Below are 23440 nucleotides of genomic sequence, written 5' to 3' on the forward strand. Positions count from 1 at the left end.
ACTCATTTCATCTGTGAGACATGATTTCTTCAGCTGTTGGTGGTACAAAAACATCAACCATGAGTGATTTATATTCTCCATTATAGGTTTTTGATATGGCATTACCATTTCGTGTGAGACCATCAAAAACACCTTTATCTACTAAATCCCAAATTGGATATTTTGCTTGACCATCTACTGTGAATAAACCAAAATGGTTTTCAGACCCCTTTGGGTTATGGGCATCTTTCCATTTTTCGTTAAAAGCCTCAAAGTAAAAGCAGGAAATATTGCTATTGTTTGTCCATTCTCTAATTTGCTTGTAATAGAGCCCTTGTTTGTACTCGTCTGTTGCTTTTGAGCCATTTGGTCCATAATGACCATTAGATACACTTGCCCAACCTGTTTCTCCTATGTGAATTGGTTTATTTACTCCAAGGCTTTTAACATAGTTTGAAACACTATCATACTGTTTTTTAGAAAAATCAATAGCACGTTTCATAGCTGCGTTAATTTTTTCAATGCCAGGCAAGTCTGTTTCGTTTTCAGGAACTACCCAAAATTCCGGATTATAGTGTGTATTGTGATAGGGATATGTGTGCATGGAAATATAATCAACCACCTTAATTAATTGTTCTAAATCCTCATTGTGGTATAACGTATCTCCTCCTCCCCAAGATGCAAAATCGTCTGAACTAGTTATCCATAAATCTTTTGAAAGCTTACCACTACGCTTCAAATCTTGTAAATGGTTAACCCATTTTAAAATAACATTAGGTTGAACATAATAACTTGTAGCCCATTTTACCATTGCCTCATTACCTACAGCCAATACTTTTACAATGTCTGGATATTTGTTTGCCAAAGCCACTGCTCGCCCAATTTCTCCTGCGTTGTTAGGACTTTCAACATCATGATTAGGTGCTTGGTCTGTCCATGCATTTAAGCAATCTATCCAAGCGCCTAGCATAACATACATTTCAAATTCTGATTCTTCAGCTTTCAGCTCACTGATTGCGCGTAATAAATTTGGTGCATGATCTAGTTGTACGTTATATGTACGTAAAACTTTAATACCCATAGCTGATAAAATTTTCATATCATTTTTCAGCTGCTGAATAGTAGGTTGACTATCCCTAGTTACTTCTCTATAACCACCATAGGATATTGCTAGATATTCCGGATTACCCAAAATATCTTTAGCCGTAACATTTTTTTCTTTTTTCACAGGTAATATGTTGCCTTTATTTTTTTTATCAGAATCATTACATGAAAACAATACTATTCCAAAACAGAAATAAATAATATGTAATGAAATTCTTGTCATTTTTTTCGTTTTACTCTTTAAGTGAAACTAAAATTCTATTAATTTCTCCTTCTCTTTTAAAAACTTTTTTGCTTGTTTTTAAATCTATTTGTAGTGAATCAAATTCCGTTATTTTACCGTCATTGAAAATTACTTGTATACCATTTTTGGCTCCCAAATTATAAATGACAGGGATTTGACAATATGTAAAACAGACCGATTTCGCTTCAATATTCAGAGTTTCTATTTCTTTATTGATTGTTGTGTAAACAAAGTCCTTTGATTCTTTTAAAAACTCCTCATGTCTTAATAATCTTGGATTGAAAACCATGCGTCCATTCTCAACAAACACACCTAATTCTCCGAACCTACAAAGAATATCTTCTTTTACTTGACCAGTCATACCTGGTTGTTGGGCACCTTTACCTGAAGGAGTATGTGAATAAGGGTCTGTTGGAAAGGCACCATATAGCTCTGGAGATTTATGAACCCCAATCCCTTCATTAATTTCATAATAATGATCTAGTAATCCACCAATTATAACATCGTTTTCATCGTTTTTAAGTGCTTCTAAAGTTGTTTCTTGAACAGCGAGCAACAACTTAGATACCATATGCCAGTAAATTGACCCTAAACCTTCATAACCAAAGAAGGTTCCTGAACGACCTGTAAAGGCCTTATGGTTAAACATATTCTCATAAGTTTCTAGCAGCAATTTTTTATCAGCATTTGCAAGCGCTTGATATTTGCTTTCTAGACCATCTAAAGCTTCTTTTAAACTGTTAGCATTATTAAATGTTCCATTAAAATGATAATTCCCTAAAACATCTTTTTGAATTATTTGCTTATTACCATCCTCTAGAAGCCGTTGTAATAACATCGAATTAGCTACGGCTTCTTTTGGCACTTTATTCTTCACAACAAACTTATTAAGTTCTTTATCTGGATATAATAAATAACTATACTGGTCTGGTCTGAAAAGCGCACTAGATTTCAATGCGTTTAAAACTTCAAGTGATTCTTTTCCTGAAATGTATCCTGAACTTAAAACTGCAACTTGACCCTCTAACATCTCTGGTAAATATGAAATTGAAACTTCAGAATCATTTTTTACAGTCATTAAATTGTAGGCATGATACAATTTATCATCTCGTTGATTAGCTTCAATGGAATGCTCTAAATATGCCCTAGATATTGATAAAAACTGTGTGAGATCACTTTTAAAAATGCCTCTTTTATTACTTGAAAAGCCGTTTTCATAAATTTTCTCCCTGAAAATACTTCCTGCTGTTCCGAGTCTATCCAATATTGATTTTCTATCCTTATCGTTTATTCTAGCATTTAATACACTTTTAAAATCTACAAAAGTGTTTAATACCTTTTCAAAAAATTCAGCTAATTCTTCCGAAATTTCAAAGGTTTCTAATTCATAATATTCAACAATATTTTCAAAAAATTTCAAGAATCGTCTTAAATAATAAAGTGTTACCATGGAAACACCATTGCCAACTAATGCATTATTGGCATCATTCCATTCTGGTCTTTGTGTATTAAGCCAAATACCACCTTCGGGAATAAAATTTGATAACTTAGCTAGAACTGTAGCCAACAATTTTTCCATAAGATTTACCTTATAGATAAAATAATTTTCATCTCTTAAAAGCGCACCGTCTACACCCAGTTCTTGACGTTTTTGATGAATTCTAGCGTCAAGTTTATCATCAAAATCGATAGTGTCTTTTGGGTTTTTCAATAAATCAGCATACGGCTTTATTTTATAAGGCACATTAGCATAAACAAAAACTTCTTGGTTAAAATAACTTGATAACCTGTTGGGATAGTGACCTTCAATTATTTCTAAGAATTTCAATAAATAAATAATTTGATGATCTCCCCAATAGCCAATATAAGACCAAGGGTCGTCTGGTTCTATAGTTTCCCAATCAAAACCATCTTTTGTGACACGATAGGGATTATAACCATCAAATGTTGTAGCATTCAAAAATTTATGAATCATACTTTCAATAAATTCTGGATATGAATGCGCTAAAGCTTCCCAATTCTGAAAAATATCGCGCCAATTTCCTTCGTAATCTAAAATTTTAGACCCGTCAACCTCACTCCTTGTGTTTATTGAAAATTGATTCCATGGTCGACTTGGGTCACCATGTCTTCGGCTAAATTTTAATGGTAAATATTCGAAGCAAAGACGTTTAAAGTTTTTGTCTTCATCTTTCTCTGCAATGTTTTTAATATATTCTAAACTGAATGCATCTGGCAAGTTATTAAGCAAACTGTTTTTCTTCTTAAAGACTTTTTTGTTTGCTTTACCAATATATTTTATGAAATCGCTTTTTTCTATTTGATAGTTATCATCAAAAATTCCTCCACGCATTATATTAAACAAGGTGTTTGAAAAATGACGTGTATTTCGTAATTTATTTCTACTTAATTGCATAGCATCTGAAGCACCTGCTAATTCTAACAAATGTTTTGTGCCCAATTCAATATTATCCTGAACTTGCTCTTGTAAATTTGAATCATTTTTTATTTTTTCAGAAATAGATACAATATCGCTTATATTTTGGTTCACATTCGCAATAAACATCCAGCTCTGATTTTCATTTGTTGAAAGAGATACATTTGACTCAATAAAATAAGCACCTTTTTCAGCCTTTATATCTGATTCTTGTTTAAGAGATTCTCCCCTTCTAAACTTGTCAAGTTGTAATGAAGACAATAGATATTTTGGGTTTTTTACACCTAAAGACCATATAATATTAGATTTTAATGCTTCACTAGGTTCTGCTTTATCAACAATAATAGCACTTAAAGCAAATATTCCAATGCCGGTGTTTTCTTCAAGTTCACTGCGTTTATAGGCATCTACTAAATTACTGTAATCGTTTTGTAAATCAGATCCAACACCATATGGAACAATATTTTGTAAACCATCTAAAAAAGTAACATTGACACTAGAATTTGAATTGTTTTGTAGTGTCGATTTCTTTACAAATCCAAATAAATTACTTGAATTCCATGAATAACGAAATGTCAATTCTAATTCTTCATTCAATTCTTCAAAAACAACTTTGTTCCCATATTGACTTTTGTAAAGATTTCTTTTAACATTATAGATTCCATGATACCTGTTTGAAAATGGTTCCCATAAAAACGTTTTATTGTTTTTAAGAACTCTCATTATTGTTTTACTACCAGTAATTTCAGCAGATTCTGTTATCTTATCATCTGTATAATAAGGAAACAATGCGTTATTTGCATCTTTCCTGCCCGCAGTTAAGCCTCCGTTACTTGATATAAACATCCAGTGATTAGAATTACTAACAAGACTCATGAAAAATGGTCTCATTTCATCACTATTTGAAATCTTATAATATACCTCGCCTTCAAAATTTGTTAATTCACCAGTAATATCTTCCTCTTTAAATGAAGCCTGACTATTGCCTATATAAATTTTGTTGGGATTCATACTTGTGTTTCTTTCTTCAAAATTTTGATTATTGGTTAAAATTTTTGTCGTCATAGTAGTCTTTTAAACCTACTGATTACTGTTTGTAGGTTAGATTGATCATTATAAAATTTGGGTGTGCTTTAAAAGGTCAAGAAGCTAGCCCAACCTTTAATTAAATATGTTCACAGGGTTTTTTATTGATAAACACGGACGTAATCCACATACATCGTCTGCGGGAAAACAGTATTATCATTTGGAGGTCCTCCATAATTACCACCTACAGCGACATTCATAATTATATAAAAGGGTTGGTTATCAAAAATCCAAGGACCAGGAACATCTTCTGGAGTTATCTGATTATACAACACATCATCTACATAAAAATTTATATAGCCTTCACCCCATTCAATACCAAAGACATGGAAACCTGTATCAAATCTATCATTTACTAGGTCATAAGCTTTAGATATAGATTCTCCAGCTGAATATCCTGGACCATGAACCGTTCCGTTTATAATAGTTGGTTCACTACCTCTATTTTCCATAATATCAATTTCGCCGCATGCAGGCCATTGAACCACATCAGAATTTGAACCCAGCATCCAAAAGGCTGGCCACATACCTTGCCCCCAAGGTAACTGAATACGCGCTTCAAAACGTCCGTATTTTTTTTCAAACAAATCTTTAGTTTGAATTCTGGCAGATGTAAAGCCTGAACCTTCGTAAGATTCTTCCCGAGCAGTAATCATCAACATACCATCTTGAATATTTATATTTTCAGGTCTATCGGTGTAATACTGTAATTCATTGTTTCCCCAACCAGGTATCCCTTGTTCCGAGCCATTTCCTATATCATAATTCCACTTACTTGTTTCTAGAGGTCCATCTGTATTAAACTCGTCTTGCCAAACCAATTGATTTAAAGTCGTAACCGTTTGAGTTTCGTCTGTAGAACACCCCAATGCGAATGCTATTGCACATAGGATACTCATATATTTTGATTTTTTCATCATGCTATGATTTCTTTTTATTAGTCAATTACTTTCAAATCGTCATAATAGTAAGTGCTACCATCTCCAGCTAAACCTGGTACAAATTCAAAAAACACCACTATTCGAACATAATTTACTGAAGGGTTGTACAAACCGCTAAAGTCCCATTCCAACTCTTCCCATTCGTCTAATGTAGTTGTTGATGCATCTAATTCAATTCCTGCAGTATTGTTTTGATCTTCCAACCGAACACGAATTGGAATACCACTTTTTGGTGACAATACTTTCATTCTAAACTTTTGTGACGTTGTAAAGTCTATAGGTGAGTCTAAATTCAAAAACGTACCAGCAAAAAATTGAGCTCCGGCTGTTTTTATGGATCTCATTGCAAACGATGTTGGATTAATTCCATTTGTCATTGGGTTGGCTTCTATTGATGAATCTGCTCCTTCAAATCCGACAAAATCATAAACCAAACTGGTAGACTGGAAACCAACTGGTAAAGCCACTTCAGTTGCCATTGAATCATCAACAGGTGGTGTTGGATCAACTACTTCTTTATAATAATAAATGTTGTCAACATAAATGTTTGATATGGTAGGTACATTAGCACTATTATTAGATATAAAGAAAATTAATCCCAACTCTGCCCTGCTGGCCAAGCCTGTGAACTCCCCCAACGGAATATCGTAACTTCCCCAACCATTAGAGACCAAATCAGAAGCTGGAATCACTACCGAGCCTGAAGTTTCATTTGCGGTTTGTACACCATTTATTAATTGAACTCGCAACTGGTCTCCTGGATCCAGAGCCTCGTTTACGTTAATATCAACATGCATATGCGTCATTTCTGTGGCATTAACTGGTGCAACATTTAAGAATGTTCCAATTCCTACAAAATTCAAATCGGTATAGTTAATTACCTCATCTCCATTAATATCTATTGGAGGCGCACCACCTTGAGTAGTTTGTCCATCACCGTTGAAAAATCCGTTGTAATAGTCTACTGGAACATTGTTATAGGCATCACTAAATATTGAAATTACATTTGCCGGATCTTCATCTGGGACAGGCGCAGAATCAAAATCCCCTAATGAAACAATCGTTAATGAACCTGTCGCATCTACACCATCAAGTGAAGCCGTAATAACTGCAGTTCCTGATCCAACTATCGAAACAAGCCCCATGTCGTCAACTGTTGCTACTCCGGGATTAGAAGAAGTAAAACTGAAATAAGCTGGAGCAGCTTCTACAGTTTGATCTTGTCCATTTCCTAAATTAAATGTTTGTGTCAAACCTGTTAGGGGTCTATTTGCCCCAATAAATGTTTCTGATACTATATCTTGACCGTCTAATATTGCAGGTCTTGGTTGAGCTATATTGCCAAGTTTTTCAAATCGAATCTCATCAAACCAAATAGTATAACCTAGTCCACCCGTACCTTGTGTTCCAGCAGCATAACGCAGCATACCTCTTTCTTCAACCAATTTAGATGGATCTGGAATTGGAACAATATATTTATTCCAACCAGTACCAATACTAACATTAGTAATAGTTGCTTGATATTTATTTTCTATAAAGTCCTCTCCAAATCCTACTCCATCTAGAATAACACCCTGTGAACCACGAGCCCAAAATGTTAAAGCATCGTAACCTGTTAAATCTCGTCCTGGACCATCAATTCTCAATATAGCACCTGCATAATTTCCTTCTGGATCATCTGCATTTGGCACACTCAAACGAATTGATGCATTACCTTTATAAGTTTCAACACCATCAAATGCCGCTGCATCTGGTTTTGAACCTAAATATGGGAAATAGAAATTACTTCCTAAACCTACAGGTGCATCAGTAAAAATATCTCCTTCTGTAGAGAATCCAGCTAAAACAGCATCATCGGATAAATCTCGTTCACAACCTGCTAAAACTAATAATACAAAGGTTAAAAGCAGTGTGTTTTGAAAATAATTGTATTTTATATTTTTCATAATCTTATATTATTTGCCTACGTTAATGTGAATATAGGTCCTGATTTCCCATTCATTACCTTCAGGAAAACCAACTGGGCTTAAAACAGGTAAAGTTGAAAAGCCTTCAACAGCTGCAGGAGCATATCTATTTGAATATTGATCAAGAGTACGATACGTGCCTCTAATACCTATTTGGGTATTTGGTAAAATAAACCAATCCGGTTTACCTAAAGTTGTCGATAAGTCTAACATAACCTGAACAGGAAACGTTAAGTTGAAATCACGATGATAGTCATAAGGTCCCCAATCATTGAACTTTGATGAGTAAACTAATTTCAATTTTTTATAGATTACCCTAATATCACCACCATAACGTTCAATCAATCGTGGGTCGCTACCATTTGCTTGAGCGTTTCCGAAATATAAATTAGCAATGATTCCAAAATCTGAATGAATTTTGGATACGATTCTGGTATTAGATTCCCATAAATCCTCTGCAGGTGCGGCACCTGGAAAAGCGAATGTCGTTCTTCCATCAGGTAAAATACCTATCGCTGCATCTTGAGACGTAGGTAGATGACGGTAAACAAAACCTGTACTAAAGGCAAATTTGGCATCTTCTTGCCTGTCATTGTCCCATTGGTACATCCAAGTTCCAGGGGTTGGATCATAAGTCAACAATAGCTCACCACCAACAGTTTCTCTATTTGCTCTTACGGCAAATGGATCATCTTGAATGTTTCTTAATCGTCCCGGTGCTCCAACATCACCTGGCATTGGGTCAACTAAAGGTTTTTGCCAAAGAAAATTAGGGGCTACTTGCAAATCACCGAGAGCATAAGTAAATCCAGTTAAGAAGTTGGTTTGGTTGCCACTACCTGTGTCTTTAAGTCTCCAACCTGTAAATGTTTGGGTTGCATCTGCACCTCCATTAGCAACCAATCCCATAACAGCCCCTTGGGCATACCAATTAAATCGTCCTTTAGAAAAAGTAATTTTTGCTTTTCCTCCCCAATTATCACTTCCTTTTATCTCATCTTCATAAACGGTATAGTTTCCTGGTTCACCTTCTGCTATTTGAAACTTTCTACCATTTAATGGTTGTCCACCCCAAATACCACCTAATTCGATACCTACATCTCCAAATTCTCTCTTTATATAAAGCGTAGCAGTTCTTGTTTGTGGTAACGGAACTGCAATAGAAGACACAGCAGCATTAGCGTCATCAATATCGCTTCTGTATATTGCTGCTAAATCAAATTTACCTACAGTCCGTTCATATTTTAATAAGATTGCTGGGTTAGCACCCCACCATAATTGAGGGCCAAAAGCCGCCTTAAAACCTGAAAACGAACGCTTCCCATCAACTTCAAATCCTGAAATCTCTCCATTGTATATATCTAAATTGGGACCATAATTTGCCTCTGGATATAATCCAAAGAAATCCCCTTCATATTGCCAATGATAATGACCTGTTCTGTAGAAACCTCTTAAATCAAAATCTTTGGCATTCCATTCATATTCAGCGCTGTATACTTTGACTCTTTCGATATCTGAAAGTTGAAGTTCTCCTTCGGCTGTGTTAACAGCACGAGTTCTTGCTCTATTTTCATAAAAGATTTCATCGATGGGATTTTCAGCTACGTTTCCAACAATATTGACATTCACATTAGCCCTCATATTGGCAGTTGGATTGGCTTCCACCCCAACATAAAAAGACTGCATATGATCAAAACCTAATTCATCAGGGAAAACCAAGTCATCTTCATTTGGCTCATCGGGTGTGGTAATGAGACTTCCTCCAGTACTGAAAGTTGTGAATTCCGCTCTTAGTTGACTAATTCCTAATTTTTGTGAACTTTGTGATTCTAGTGCTGCCTTATCACCTCTTGCTTTTAAAACAGCATCCATTATTTGAATGTTCTTAAAATAATCGTTCAAGAATTCTGATGTCATTCCTTCGTCATAAGGATTTAATCTATGCGCTTCCTTGAGTGTGTAATAGGCCGCTCGTGGATAAAGGTCGTAGAGACCTCTTTCATTAGTAGGTCCTTTAGCACAAATTCCAAACCACTCTTCATTCATATTATTTTCACCTGGTGCCAAATCGTGAGGGTACCCACCATTAGCCCAAGACGCGTTGCTATCATGAACATCGGCATTTACTCTGTCATCAAACCCATATTTCCACCATCCATCACTAAACTGAAAGGTAAAACCACCTATTGAAATACCCGACTTTCCCAGTCCTGCAGCATTTTCGTAAATCTCTTTCCAATTACCAAGCATATAATATGCTTGCATTTTTTGATCTTCTTTCTTTTCAATTTCATTGAAGGCATCGGCACCAAACTCCGTAAACAACAAAGGCATGTCTAATTTTTCTTTGACAACATCAAACATGTCTGTAAAAGAAACACCTCGATAGGTGTTCGTTCCATAAATATCAACATCTTTACACTCTTCGGCCACAATATCAATAAACAAAACATCTCCATTACAAATGGCAACGGGGTGTGATTCATCTACAGCTTTCATGCGTTTTGCCGCTTCATTCATTAATCGATACATAGGTCTTCCCCTGGTTTCACCTATATACTCTTTTTCCTTTTCGTCATCAGGAAAATCTTCAGTTTCTGCACCCTGCCAAAAAAGACCATAGTTGTTTTCGTTTCCTAAAAGGTACATTAACAATCCTGGTGTGTGTTTGTATTCATTGACCAAATCATCAACTTCAGTTAACAAATGTTCTTGTGTTTTCGGGTCGTCATATATAGTAACAGGAGTCCAAACACCATCAAGGGTTAAGCCATAACGACCAAAGGAATGGTTGAGCATGGTATAAATACCATATTTTTCATATATGTAAGAAATCCACCTTGCAGGTACTCCTGTATATTGTCTTATTACATTGACTCCCATATTTTTCAACAAGGACATTTCGGTGTCAAGGCCCTCTTTAATAATATCATCTGGATTTTCCCAAAATCTGGCATCTACCGTATTTTTTCCAATTGGAATATAATCCCAGTTCATGCCATTGACTATAAAGTCTTTACCGTTTACCATTAAACGCATACCGGAAGCATCTTTTTTTACGTTGACCATGTTTTGTTGCGAAAAGCTAAAACAGGTGAAAAAGAAAAGAATTATTCCTGCTAGATTGTTTTTCATAGTTTCAAATTTTAGTTAGGCTAGTGGTTTGGATCGAAGATGAACTGTTTTTTTCATTATTCATATGACCACAATGGTAAATGTAATGCTTGAAACTGTGAATTTGACAATTTTAACCCCAACAAAAAATATACATCGTAAAAAAAAGCTTGATATTTTGAGAAATCATCATTGTTTATGCCTAAACACCGCAAATAGCGCAGGAAAAACCTAGAGTGATTTTTACGGTCTTATGGTTTTCTTTCACCAATGTTGTGGTAATGTATAGTATAAATAACGGCCTGTTGTGTGTTTTATAATTGTAAAATATAGTCTGTTAAGCTTGTTTCATGCTCTAATTCCATTTTTTTACGCAAACGATATCGTTTCACCTCGACACTTCTGGTAGATATATTTAGTAATGGAGCAATTTCTTTTGATGATAGATTCAGCCTTAAATAAGCACACAAACGCAAATCATTATGTGTTAATGCTGGGTGTTTAGATTTTACTTTTTTTAAGAAATCTTTATCGGCATTATTAAAGGCTTCTTCGAATAATTCCCAATCGTTTGTATTGTTCAGATTTTTATCAATTATTTTGATAATTGGATTTAGATTGTTGTTTTGATTTTTCTTATTTAGCTCTTCTTTGATATTATTTAAAAACTCGTTCTTTTTTATTAAACTCATAGTAGATATTGCTAATTCTCGATTTTTATTTTCAATATCCTGATTGAGCTTTTCATTTTTAAACGTCATGAGCTGTTGTTTGTTTTCGAGTTCCTTTAGCTCAATATCTTTTTGAGTTCGAATTAAGAGTTTTTTTCGTTGTTTTCTGTAATAAGTTCTATAGATAAGATGAACTATTAATAGCAAAATTAAACCACTAATTATGTAAATTGAAATAAACAAATCAGTCAAATACCAGGGTTTAGCTATCGTGAATTTATAACTCGCTTCATTTTTAGTCTCTATTTGACCTATTTTACCCTTAACTCTAAACGTATAATCTCCAGAAGGTAAATTTTCATAAAATTGTGACGTGTTGGTTGTCCAATCACTCCAATCCGTATTGTATCCTTCTAATAAATATTGAAATCGCTTTTCTGAATATCTATAATATTCTGGGATACTAAATTTGAAAAAAATATTATTAGTCTTATTATGAAATTCAGCTTGTTCATCCAGAATGATTTTTTTTAGTTCGGAGTCTAATTTTCCTGCCTGGACTTCATTTATGGATATCTGATAAGAATCATTGTTATCAATCTTTGAGAAATCAGCTATCATATAGCCATTTGATGTTCCTATTAAGTATTCTTGGTTCAACAAATGGGTTATGTTCTCATACCCATTCATACTATTTGTTTGCTGTTTTGCTAGGGAAATTCTAAATAATTCCGGCTTATTACCGAACGTTTCAAAATCAAAATATGACAAATTATATTTTGAAAAATTCCATAGTTTTCCGGTATTATCTGGTATCAATTTACCTGAAACATAACTACCATCATTATAAAAGTCTGACAAAACGCTATCTTGTACAAACTCACTTTTATTAGCATTAAACCTAAACACTCCTTTTTGATTGGCATAATAAACCATGCCCTTATATTTTGTTAAACTTGAATTAAGCCCTTTCTCCAAATGCGACTCCTTTTCAACATTGATTGCTTTTGACCATGAGCTGTCCAATTTAATTTTGAATACACCTTTATATTCATGACTAACAAAAACGGTATTATCATTAATTAGCTCTAAATATCGTGATGAGATATCAAAACCAATAATTTTATTTCTCAAAACCCATTGAGACTCGTTTTTTTCTAAAACATTGAGCCCATCATAATTTCCTTGCAAAATTAAATTTGCCTCATCATTTAATGGCTTAAAATCCCATGTTCCTTGAGTGCCTGGAATCATATAAGCCTCATCAATATTCCTAATTACAAAAGCTCCTGAATCGTGCCCACAAAACAATTCGTCATTGATTTCTGTTAAACTCCAAACCTGACCATTCGTGTTTGATATTAACTCATAATCATCATCACTGTCAAGTTTTTTGTAAAATAACCCTTGATTTGTTCCAATATATATATGGTTCTTAAAAACTATTGAAGCATAAACAGCACCCAATTTTCCTGAATAATCATAGTAAATTCTGTAAGGTGAATTACTTTTAATGAAATTAAGACCATTATCTAGTCCTAACCATAAATTTTCATCCACATCCTCTTCTATCGTGAGCACAGTATTGTTTTGTAATCCTTTTGATTGATTGATGTGATACTTAAATTCACCTTTATAATTCAATGCAACCAACCCATTTGATATTGTCCCGAGTAAAATTGTTTGATCTTCTAGCATTTTAGCAGAATAAATTGTCATGTTCTTCAATTCATCATCATAGGCTATATTCCATTTTGCTATTCCGGCATTGCTATAATTATAGAATCCTTTTCGAGAAGTTAGAATTAAGTAATTATTTTCAAATCTGAACATATTGACAACTCTTGAATTAACAATTTCAGTATTGTCAATTACTAAATTGGCAACTCCATTTTCAATTTTAAAAATACCCTTATCAAAGACTTGAAAAAACACTTCGTTTTCAATGACGTACATTTTGACAATTGTAGATTCTGGTTCAATAATATTAAAGGTATCATTAATGGAGTCGTAAATATAAATTCTGTCGAGTGATTGAAAAATAACCCAATGTTTTATGCTAGCTATTTTCCAAAATTCTTCGTCTTCAATAATCTCATCAATCTTACTAGATAATGAGAAATAATTGAGCGTTCCAAAATTATCTTTTATCCAATAACCAAACTCCATGTAGCAACCTGTGTAAATCCTTTCCCCAACCACATTAACCGATCTCATAAGTGTTTTGTTTGGAGTTGTATAAACGTTCCAATCAGAGCCATTATATTCTAGCAAACCCCTATTATTTGCTATATAGACATATTTGTTGTCTGCCTGGGATATATCCCAATTTTGGTTATCTGCATCATAATTTTTGGGTCCGTAACTTTCAATTGGAGGTAATTCCTGACTAAAAATATGACCATACAATAAAAAACCAATTACAGATAATAACAAAGTATTTAATTTCATATAACCATCTTTTTGCTTAAGTAGTGTACAATATACGAAGAATGTATGGTTATAGACAAAACAAAAAAACACCTATACAATGAGATTTTTAGTAGTAAGACACACTATTTTACCCTTTGAATTCGATTTATAACTATGATTTACTAATAAAATAAAGCTAGTTGCAACACAGCTATAGTTAATTACTTCTGACTTTCCTTTCGGATAGTCCTCGTAAATTTACTAACTTTGGTTTACGGCGGAAAATCATAGCTGATTTTCACGCAACGAAAATATGGCCTAGACTGTGAGCTGCAATTTATAAAGGAATAAAGGAAGTTTCAAACCCAATAAAAATAATAAATGTTGATACAAGATTGAACCAGAAAATAGATTTCCTCAATTCAATTGGATTATCGAATACAGTTAATCAATATGAAATGGAAATGAATATATAATATGTCAATGTTCGTATTCGCATCACACTTTATCCAATGCAGCCTTTAGCTGTAGTTCTAATTAGCAAATTGATGATTTTAATAACCATGAGACTCAATAATAGCATTAAAGGTTTTTTTGTAGCTTTATTAACTTAATTTAATAGCTATTTAAAAAGAAGTCATTAAAATTGCTGTTTGCTTTTTCGACTCAAATTATCTTTCATGCCACTATCTTTAAACCAGACTAAAACTAGTATAGCAGTATTACCATTTGTCAACATGAGTAATAGTGAAAACAACGAATACTTTTGTGACGGTCTGACTGAAGAGGTAATTAATGCCTTGGCAAAAATTAAAGATTTATCAGTTACCTCAAGAACGTCTTCATTTTATTTCAAAAATAAACCAGTAACAACGCAAGAGGTCAAGGAAAAACTTGATGTGGCGACTTTTATTGAAGGTAGTGTAAGACTATCAGGGTCTAAAATGCGAATAACGGTCCAGATGATAGATACAGAGGAAGATTTCCATTTTTGGTCTGAAACATTTGATAGAAACCTAAATGATATTTTTGCCGTTCAAGATGAAATAAGTATGTTCATTGCTGAACGCTTACGCGAACATATTGGCCATATTGAGATTCAAGATAAACTAGTAGAGCCTATTGATGTTCCTGTAGATATTTATAGAGAATACCTAAAAGGGCGATATTACATCATGAAGTTGGATTATAAAAACTCTATAAAGGGTATCAATATTCTTCAAAATCTCATAAAAAAAGCACCCAATTTTTCGAATCCCTATCTAGATATTAATCTAGCCTATGTTAATTTGGGAACCATGGGATTGTTACCTGCATTTGAAGCCTACGAGAAGGCCCAGCCTTATTTGTTAAAGGCATTGGAGTTAGACCCAAACTCATCACGGTCTCAATTAAATTTAGCTTGGATAGAATGCTGGCAGAACTGGAATCTTAAGAAAGCTTACGAACATACCCATAAGGCATTGGAGATTCAACAGGCAGACGATATTTACTTAACTATTTCTAACTTTTTAACGGTTGAGGGTAAGTTAGATGCGGCACGTAATTATCTTGACAAAGCATTACAGTTAGACCCTTATGCCGCTATCAACCATCATTATAAGGGGTTTTTATATTACTTACAAGAAGATTACAATACAGCCATACCTTTCTTAAAAAAGGCATTGGAGCTAGACCCAAAGTTACCATTTCCACCAATTTATATAGGGCTTTGTTTATTACTATCAGGCAAACCACATGAAGCTTTAGCATATTTCGGTTCGCTTAAAGGCGTTTCTGTAAAAGACCTCACTAAATTAGGAGGTGAAACCATGTGTTATGCAAAGCTCAATGAAATGGAAAAATGTAATGATGGATTAAAGGAACTAGAAACTTATTTAACAACAGCACTAGTAGATAAGGCTTTTACATTTTTGATATTAGTTAATGCCTTGTTAGGTAATTATGAAAAAGTAGTTGATTTAATTACTCAAGCATACCATAAACGGTTGCCATTAATTTTATTATTAAATCCATCACCAATTCTTAAGCCTTTAAAAAATCATAAAGGATTTAAAGACATCATGCTGAAAGCCATTCCAGATAATGTCAACTACAAACAAAATAAAAAGTACAAACAGGCATTACTGGATACCAACGAAATTGAAAAGTATAGTAAAGAACTAGATCAGATTATGGTAGATTACAAATTGTATCTAAATCCCGATCTGGCATTAAAGGATCTGGCATCCTATCTGGAGCTTCCGGCAAATTATGTGTCTCAATTGTTAAACATGGGCTTTCAGAAAAACTTTTCAGAATATGTGAATTCTTATAGGGTAAAAGAATTTAAAGAACGTGTTCTTTTAGATGAAAATAAAAGCTTAACTATTATGGCTGTTGCTTACGATAGTGGTTTTAATTCTAAAACAGTGTTTAATACCTTCTTTAAAAAAATAGAAGGGATAACACCCAATGCATATCTAAAAAGTACACAAAAAGATTAGTTCTGATTTTTAAAGTAGAACTTTTCATATTTAAAGCTGTTATAATTTTGCTATAATATAATTAAGAACAGCACAATGGAAAAAATGAAAATTAAAAAAACAATAAAAGGAGTAAAATTAGGAATAGGGATCATACTAGGTACTATTATAGGGTATGCAACCTCAAATATGCAATTGTGGTTTGTACTAGGCATAGCAATTGGTGCGGCAATAGAATATGGTTCAAATAACAAGCAATCATCAAAATGAAATCATCTATTAAAATAGTAATTTTTGCATTTATCACGCTTTCAACGTTAAGCACTCATTCTCAAACCACCAATAAAGAGCTCTTCAACAGAGTTGACTCGTATTTGGAGTCAAGTGAAAACAATGGCTTTTCTGGTGTTGTTTTAGTTGCTAAAAAAGGTGAAGTTATTTTTTCTAAAGGCTATGGATGGGCAGACAGGGAAAATAAAATTCCCAACTCACCAGCAACCGTTTTTAATATTGGCTCTGTAACCAAACAATTTACAGCATCCGCTATTTTAAAATTGGCAGAGCAAGGAAAAATAAAAACATCCGATAAAATCAGTTCATATTTTGTTCAGACACCAAGTGATAAAAAGGATATAACCATTCATCAATTACTAACACATACATCTGGAATTTCTAATAGAACAGGTGGTTTTAGATATCATGAAGCAAGCAAAGAACAGTTTTTAAAAGAGTTTTTTGAGTCAGAATTACAATCCCAACCTGGCACAACCTACCAATATGCTAATGCCAACTATATTATGCTAACTGCTATATTAGAGCTAGTTTCAGGGCATACTTATAATGCTTTTCTACAGGAAAACCTATTTGGCCCTGCCCAAATGACAAGTACTGGATATAAACGCATTAATTTTAGTACAGAACGACTGGCACATGGCTATTACTATAATAGAGATGATGAAAAATGGACAGATTGGGGAACAAGCCAACAGTACTTACCTTACAATGACAATCATTGGTATAGTATAGGTAAAGGCGACATTCACTCTACTATTGAAGATTTATACAAATGGCATGTTGCTTTAAAAAACAACGTTGTTTTAGAACCTAAAACAAGAAAAACTCAAGAAACTGCGTATGTAGCTGAAAATGATAACATGACATCGTATTATGGATATGGTTGGGCTATATCTAAAAGTGATAGAGACACCAAAATCGTTGCTCATAATGGTAGTAATGGTTTGTACTTCGCAGACTTCGTTCGATTTATAGACGACGATGTTGTGGTCTTATACATCACAAATGCGTTTTTAGGACCTGAATCAGAAAACGTGGCTAGAGAAATTGGTAAGATGGTTTTTAATACCAATTATACACCAGCACCAATTCCCAGAAATATTTATGAATTGATTCATGAATTTATGAGAACCAATCCATCATCCGATGCCAAAAAACTACCTGATTATTTAAGTAGTGAACTTAAAACTAAATTTAACGACCATAATGTTTTAAATAGGTTAGGTTACAGCAGGTTGAAAAAAGAAGACCAGCCTGATTGGGCATTAGCATTGTTTAAACTCAATGTGAAATTATTTCCTGAAGATGGTAATTTATGGGATTCATTAGGTGAAGCTTACTTAAAATATAACCAAAAAGAACAAGCCATTGCCAGTTATACAAAAGCCGTTGAATTAGGTAGTGAAGGCTCAAAGGAAACATTACAAGAATTATTGAAAGAAGACGAATAATACATTTGACATGGTAAACGTAAAGGATTAAATTAAAGAATTACAATCCTGTTATTCACCAAAAATAATACACAAAAGAAAATTCAGAAATTAGCCTAAATAGTAAGTTTTACCTATTTAGAAACAACATTGATTGATTTTATAACAGAAATAATATAAGACGTTATTGATAATCAACAATTCATCATTCAAAATCAACAGTTGGGTTATTTCACTTCATAATCGTCCAGCTTTTGCAGGAAATTTGCACCTCAATTAAAAAAATCATTAATCAAAAATCAAACAATTATGACATCAATTAAAATCAAAACAATCAAAAAACAAATTTTATTAAAAATGGCTTGTGTAGCCTTGGCATTATCATCTAGTATATCATACGCACAAAACACAAATTCAGAAACAACAACACAAAGAAATGGTTTTATTGTAGAATTTGTAGTAGGTGGAGGTATTATCAGTGTAGAAGATAGTGCAGGTATTCAAACGTTCGACACATCTCAAGGAACGTTCGTTTTTCCAGATTTAAAATTTGGCTACATGTTAAACGAAAACCTTGCTATTACAGCCTCTTTACCAGGAAACATATATGAATTTCAAGATAATGACAGGAACTTTGGTGGTTTTATACCATCTGTACAATATTGGGTAAAAGATCGCTGGTGGATTCATGGAGGAATTGGTTTAGCCATAGATTCACCAGCACTATACGATATAAAAGACGATGTAAATGACGATTGGAACTTCGGTTGCGCTGTTATGGCAAGTACCGGTTATGAAATTTACAAAAAGAAAAATTTCGCGCTTAATTTTCAATCTAAAGTAGTTCTTGGTCGTGCGTCTTTGGATGGAGATATGCATAGAGATGCATTACTATTTAATATTGGATTAGGATTTAGCTGGTTATAAGTTGTAATGTAAACATCATAAATCACCATCCAATTCAGAATCTGTTATTGGACTACCTATGAATTCTATTTATTTTAGGTCACCATATTAGAAGATTAAAAAAAATTAAAAATGAAATATATTTTATTATTCTGTTTAGTGTTGCTGTTTAATTGCTCAAATAAGACCAATTCAAAAGATATATCGACAACTATTGAAATTAATGAAAGTCTTATTCAAATACTTGATACAATTTGGACAACTGAACAAACCCCAATTAGATTAAGAGACTCATTAATGGCTATATACGGTGTAGATTCAGAGTTGGTTAAAGAGCAACAAGCTATTATTGAAAGAAACCACACCATTAATGAGAAAAAAGTGAAAGAAATTCTAGATAATTATGGATGGCCAACTAAAGAAATTGCAGGAGAGCAAGGGAATTGGACCATATGTAATGTCATTCAACATGCAGATAATAAAGTTAGAATAAAGTACCTTCCCATGATGAGGCAAGCTGTAAAAGATAAAAAACTAGAGCCTCGATTTTTGGTAAGAGCTGAAGATAGAATTGCTACAGAAAGAGGGGATTTACAAATCTATGGTGGACAGATGAAATACTACCCAGAAACCAAAAGTTTTAATCTTTGGCCAGTTTACGATCCTGAAAACATAGATAAAAGAAGAACTGAAATTGGGCTCGATTCAATCGCTGTATTCCTCAAGAATAGATTTGATTTTGAATGGAATCTTGAAGAACAAATTAAGCGAACCGAAGAATTTAAATTGAAAAAGCAGGTAGAGCCTAACAATCAGTCAACCAATTAAGTTCCAATTTCCAAATACGAACTGCTATCTCCCAAACAAGTTGCAACTTTGTTGTAAATAATTAAAAGTATGAAAGCAGCAATTTATACAAAATACGGTTCGCCAGAAGTTATTCAGATAATTGATGTCGAAATTCCATTACCAAAACCAAATGAGGTTTTAGTAAAAATTAAGGCATCATCAGCAACAAGAGCAGATACCATGATGCGCCAAGGTAAACCTAAATTTGGCAGATTGTTTTTAGGTTTATTTAAACCAAAAAATACGGCTTTAGGAACTGGCTTTTCAGGAGTTGTGGAGGCTATAGGTTCACAAATCACAAAATTTAAAGTAGGTGATGAAGTTTTTGGAGAAAAACTATTTAGCAATGGTTGTAATGCAGACTATTTGTGTATTTCAGAAGATATGGTTATTGAGCTAAAACCAGATACGATATCTCATTATCAAGCAGCACCAATATGTGATGGTTTTTTAACTTCCTACAACTTTCTAAAGGATATTGCAGACTTACAACCAGGTCAACATATTTTAATAAATGGTGCATCTGGGAGCCTAGGTTCGGCAGCAGTTCAATTAGCTAGATTAATGAGCGCAAAAGTTACAGCGGTTTGTAGTACAAGAAATATTGATTTTGTAAAATCTATAGGAGCCGATGAAGTAATAGACTACACAAAAATATCTCTAACTAATATAAACGAAAAGTATAATGTAATTTATGATTCGGTTGGAGCTCTATCGTATAAAGTCTCTAAAAAACTATTAAGTTCAAATGGTATTTTTATGACACCAGTATTAAGTGGTCAAATACTTTGTCAAAGGTTATTAAACCCAAAGAAAGTAAAATTTGCAGCTACTGGTATTAAAAAGACTGAAGAATTAAAACGATTATTTTTAGACTTGGCGGGCTTTTTTAAACAAGGTAAACTACATACAAATATTGATAAAAGCTACAAGCTTCCAGATATCGCGGAAGCACATCACTATCTTGAAACTGGTCGTAAAGTGGGTAATATAGTTATTGTCAATCAATAAATCATCAATCAAAAAACAAACTGTATATGTTTTTTAAAACACAAGAAGGAAAAGAAACCATTCTAAAGCTGTACAATCAAAAATTAGAACAACTTCAGTTAGCCTATTCAGAGCAACAAATAGACACACGTTTTGGTAAAACCAATATCATAGTGTCTGGTGATAAACAAAACCCACCGTTGCTGCTCATTCATGGTACAGGAGGTTGTGCACCACTCATATTGGAATCGCTTTCCAACCTTACTACAAAATACTGTGTTTATGCGGTAGATGTTTTGGCACAGCCCAATAAAAGTGCAGAAACCCGATTAGATATGAAGTCATTAGATTATGGTAAATGGCTCACCGCAATCATCATTAAGTTACGACTTAAAGCTGTGACATTGGTTGGGTTTTCATTTGGCGGACTCATTAGCCTAAAGACACTGGAGTTTAACCAAACACCCATCAAGCAGGTGTTTTTAATTGCACCTGTTTATATCGTTAATGGCAATCCACTGCTGGGCTTGCTAAAAATGTTCATCCCATTAAAAAAGTTTATAAAAACCAACAGCCCAAAGTATATTAAACGGGTTATGGATGCCTTGTTTTCAGAGTATGACACCTTTGCACTTCAGTTTATGTCGGCAACCTTTCAGCATTGTCATATGGACTTTTCGCCTTTACCTTTACTATCAAAAAAAGCAGCTCAAAATATCCAGACACCCATTACTATTTTTGCTGCTGAAAAGGACTTGATGTTTCCAGGTAAAAAGATGATTAAACGTTCCAAACACCTGTTTTCGTCTTTAGAAGAAATTAAACTTTTAGAGGGTTCAAAACATGTTCCGAGTTACAAGGATTTTGAAATAATTGAAAATAGTATTTTAGATAATTCTAATTAATACTTTTAACTCTTATATAAGAAATAAAACTTGCAATTTGTTTAACCTGCATAAAAACAAAAGCCTCTACATTTCTGTAAAGGCTTTTTGTTGTTAAGCTCCCCCTCTTGGGCTCGAACCAAGGACCCTTTGATTAACAGTCAAATGCTCTAACCAACTGAGCTAAGGAGGAGTGTTATTCGCTTTTGCGAGCGCAAATATAAATTATTTATTATTTACTACAAATATATTAATTAAAAAATCTACTTAAAATTTTAATCAAAAATAGCTTTGTAGATATCGTTACCGTTAGCAAACAAAACTAAAGCGATTAGTAATATAAATCCAATGAGCTGTGCATATTCCAAAAACTTGTCACCTGGTTTTCTCCCAGAAATCATTTCATATAGTAAAAACATAACATGACCTCCATCCAATGCTGGTATAGGTAAAAGGTTTAAAACACCTAGCATAATGGATAAAAAGGCAGTAATAGCCCAAAATGCTTTCCAGTTCCAAGACGGTGGAAACATATTTCCAATAGCGGCAAATCCACCCACTTGGGAGGCTCCCTTTTTGGTGAAAATGTATTTAAATTGAGCTAAATAATCTTTTATAGTCCAGTAACCTAAAGAAGTCCCTTTTACAATTGCTTCGCCAAAAGAATAATCTTTGTGATTGGAAACAATTTTCTCAGTTTCGATAGTTACTATGCCAATTGTAGCATCTTCACTTGGTTTTACATTTAAATTTACAATCTCATTATTTCTTTCAACACCAATATTAAGCGTATTATTTCCGTTTCGTTTTATACCATATTTAAAATCAGAAAAATAGTTTACAGCCTCTCCATTTAAACTGACTATTTTATCAGTTAGTAATAAACCGGCTTTATCTGCAGGAGAATCAGGGACTATTGAATCTAATTTAAAGGGCATTCTTGGAGACATAGCTGGCAAATCACCTGCTTCGAATAATTGTGTTCCAATATCTTCTGGAACTGTCAATTCAGCTATTTCACCTGATACTCTCTCAACTTTAATGGTATTAATATCTCTAAATAGTAAATATGAATTGATATCAGTTACTTCGCTAAATGGTTTTCCATCTACAGATACAATTTTATCCCCTTGTTCAAAACCGTATTCCTCCATTGTAGGGGCTACACCAAATCCATAAGTGATATCATCTTTTTTAGAGTAATCTGTTCCCCAAACAAACAATATCATCATGTATATTAAAAACCCAAGAATGAAATTTACGATAACACCACCTAACATAATAATTAAACGTTGCCAAGCAGGTTTTGTTCTAAACTCCCATGGCTGTGGTGGTTGTGCCATTTGCTCTTTATCCATACTTTCATCAATCATTCCGGCTATTTTTACATAACCTCCTAATGGTAACCAACCAATACCATAAACAGTTTCACCAATTTTCTTTTTAAACAATGAAAATTTAATATCAAAGAATAGGTAGAACTTCTCTACACGTGTTTTAAATAGCTTTGCAGGAATGAAATGTCCTAATTCATGAAGGACTATGAGGATAGACAAGCTTAAAAATAATTGCGCTGCCTTAATCAATATAACGGTCATAAAATCTGTTTTCTTTTAAATAACGCACAAAAGTAGTGTTTTTTACTTCAACATTAAAAATTGAATCAT

Annotated in this window: 14 protein-coding genes and 1 tRNA gene; 7 read left to right on the plus strand and 8 right to left on the minus strand. The window is 33.5% G+C overall.

Features of this window, described 5'->3' with window-relative positions; genetic code table 11:
• Positions 1-7: 7 nt before the first annotated feature.
• The 6 genes from HGK31_RS02335 to HGK31_RS02360 form a co-directional block, all read right to left on the minus strand.
• The gene (locus HGK31_RS02335; protein WP_191858313.1) at positions 8-1306 is read right to left on the minus strand and encodes a glycosyl hydrolase family 17 protein; all 1299 of its coding nucleotides are present in this window, start codon (positions 1304-1306) and stop codon (positions 8-10) included.
• 10 nt (positions 1307-1316) lie between these two features.
• Positions 1317-4775, minus strand: coding sequence for a hypothetical protein (locus tag HGK31_RS02340; RefSeq protein ID WP_191858889.1), 3459 nt, complete (start codon positions 4773-4775; stop codon positions 1317-1319).
• A gap of 176 nt (positions 4776-4951) precedes the next feature.
• On the minus strand, positions 4952-5749 hold the full coding sequence (locus tag HGK31_RS02345) for a glycoside hydrolase family 16 protein (RefSeq protein ID WP_233450949.1): 798 nt from the start codon (positions 5747-5749) through the stop codon (positions 4952-4954).
• A 38-nt stretch (positions 5750-5787) separates the two neighbouring features.
• On the minus strand, positions 5788-7737 hold the full coding sequence (locus tag HGK31_RS02350; protein ID WP_191858314.1) for an Ig-like domain-containing protein: 1950 nt from the start codon (positions 7735-7737) through the stop codon (positions 5788-5790).
• A gap of 9 nt (positions 7738-7746) precedes the next feature.
• The gene (locus HGK31_RS02355) at positions 7747-10893 is read right to left on the minus strand and encodes a glycoside hydrolase family 2 TIM barrel-domain containing protein (RefSeq protein ID WP_191858315.1); all 3147 of its coding nucleotides are present in this window, start codon (positions 10891-10893) and stop codon (positions 7747-7749) included.
• Between the two features lie 293 nt (positions 10894-11186).
• Positions 11187-13994, minus strand: a complete 2808-nt coding sequence (locus HGK31_RS02360) for a helix-turn-helix and ligand-binding sensor domain-containing protein (protein WP_191858316.1) — start codon at positions 13992-13994, stop codon at positions 11187-11189.
• 641 nt (positions 13995-14635) lie between these two features.
• On the opposite strand from HGK31_RS02360, the gene HGK31_RS02365 reads away from it, so the two are divergent.
• The 7 genes from HGK31_RS02365 (at position 14636) to HGK31_RS02395 (ending at position 21794) form a co-directional block, all read left to right on the plus strand.
• A complete protein-coding gene (locus tag HGK31_RS02365; protein WP_191858317.1) occupies positions 14636-16441 on the plus strand; it encodes a tetratricopeptide repeat protein in 1806 nt (601 codons plus the stop codon).
• A gap of 84 nt (positions 16442-16525) precedes the next feature.
• On the plus strand, positions 16526-16690 hold the full coding sequence (locus tag HGK31_RS02370) for a hypothetical protein (protein ID WP_191858919.1): 165 nt from the start codon (positions 16526-16528) through the stop codon (positions 16688-16690).
• Positions 16687-18165, plus strand: coding sequence for a serine hydrolase domain-containing protein (locus HGK31_RS02375; RefSeq protein WP_191858318.1), 1479 nt, complete (start codon positions 16687-16689; stop codon positions 18163-18165). The genes HGK31_RS02370 and HGK31_RS02375 overlap by 4 nt, the downstream gene beginning before the upstream one ends.
• A gap of 288 nt (positions 18166-18453) precedes the next feature.
• Complete coding sequence (locus HGK31_RS02380) at positions 18454-19071, plus strand: hypothetical protein (RefSeq protein WP_191858319.1); 618 nt, start codon at positions 18454-18456, stop codon at positions 19069-19071.
• A 111-nt stretch (positions 19072-19182) separates the two neighbouring features.
• Positions 19183-19878, plus strand: a complete 696-nt coding sequence (locus HGK31_RS02385; protein ID WP_191858320.1) for a DUF6624 domain-containing protein — start codon at positions 19183-19185, stop codon at positions 19876-19878.
• Positions 19879-19947: 69 nt separating this feature from the next.
• Positions 19948-20910, plus strand: coding sequence for an NAD(P)-dependent alcohol dehydrogenase (locus HGK31_RS02390; RefSeq protein ID WP_191858321.1), 963 nt, complete (start codon positions 19948-19950; stop codon positions 20908-20910).
• 26 nt (positions 20911-20936) lie between these two features.
• Complete coding sequence (locus tag HGK31_RS02395) at positions 20937-21794, plus strand: alpha/beta fold hydrolase (RefSeq protein WP_191858322.1); 858 nt, start codon at positions 20937-20939, stop codon at positions 21792-21794.
• A gap of 98 nt (positions 21795-21892) precedes the next feature.
• Here the strand turns inward: HGK31_RS02395 and HGK31_RS02400 are convergent.
• Together HGK31_RS02400 and rseP are read right to left on the minus strand one after the other, a co-directional pair.
• Positions 21893-21966 (minus strand) — tRNA-Asn (locus tag HGK31_RS02400).
• 82 nt (positions 21967-22048) lie between these two features.
• Entirely contained in the window at positions 22049-23371 is a 1323-nt protein-coding gene (gene rseP, locus HGK31_RS02405; protein WP_191858323.1) for an RIP metalloprotease RseP, read from the minus strand.
• Positions 23372-23440: the final 69 nt, after the last annotated feature.

This window comes from Hanstruepera ponticola, from assembly GCF_012931685.1.
GTDB lineage: Bacteria > Bacteroidota > Bacteroidia > Flavobacteriales > Flavobacteriaceae > Hanstruepera > Hanstruepera ponticola.

What these genes read in the sequence shown, in the direction of transcription:
- HGK31_RS02335 (WP_191858313.1), bottom strand. Translation starts at nt 1,306, where the DNA reads ATGACAAGAATTTCATTACATATTATTTATTTCTGTTTTGGAATAGTA.
- HGK31_RS02340 (WP_191858889.1), bottom strand. Translation starts at nt 4,775, where the DNA reads ATGAATCCCAACAAAATTTATATAGGCAATAGTCAGGCTTCATTTAAA.
- HGK31_RS02345 (WP_233450949.1), bottom strand. Translation starts at nt 5,749, where the DNA reads ATGAGTATCCTATGTGCAATAGCATTCGCATTGGGGTGTTCTACAGAC.
- HGK31_RS02350 (WP_191858314.1), bottom strand. Translation starts at nt 7,737, where the DNA reads ATGAAAAATATAAAATACAATTATTTTCAAAACACACTGCTTTTAACC.
- HGK31_RS02355 (WP_191858315.1), bottom strand. Translation starts at nt 10,893, where the DNA reads ATGAAAAACAATCTAGCAGGAATAATTCTTTTCTTTTTCACCTGTTTT.
- HGK31_RS02360 (WP_191858316.1), bottom strand. Translation starts at nt 13,994, where the DNA reads ATGAAATTAAATACTTTGTTATTATCTGTAATTGGTTTTTTATTGTAT.
- HGK31_RS02365 (WP_191858317.1), top strand. Translation starts at nt 14,636, where the DNA reads ATGCCACTATCTTTAAACCAGACTAAAACTAGTATAGCAGTATTACCA.
- HGK31_RS02370 (WP_191858919.1), top strand. Translation starts at nt 16,526, where the DNA reads ATGAAAATTAAAAAAACAATAAAAGGAGTAAAATTAGGAATAGGGATC.
- HGK31_RS02375 (WP_191858318.1), top strand. Translation starts at nt 16,687, where the DNA reads ATGAAATCATCTATTAAAATAGTAATTTTTGCATTTATCACGCTTTCA.
- HGK31_RS02380 (WP_191858319.1), top strand. Translation starts at nt 18,454, where the DNA reads ATGACATCAATTAAAATCAAAACAATCAAAAAACAAATTTTATTAAAA.
- HGK31_RS02385 (WP_191858320.1), top strand. Translation starts at nt 19,183, where the DNA reads ATGAAATATATTTTATTATTCTGTTTAGTGTTGCTGTTTAATTGCTCA.
- HGK31_RS02390 (WP_191858321.1), top strand. Translation starts at nt 19,948, where the DNA reads ATGAAAGCAGCAATTTATACAAAATACGGTTCGCCAGAAGTTATTCAG.
- HGK31_RS02395 (WP_191858322.1), top strand. Translation starts at nt 20,937, where the DNA reads ATGTTTTTTAAAACACAAGAAGGAAAAGAAACCATTCTAAAGCTGTAC.
- rseP (WP_191858323.1), bottom strand. Translation starts at nt 23,371, where the DNA reads ATGACCGTTATATTGATTAAGGCAGCGCAATTATTTTTAAGCTTGTCT.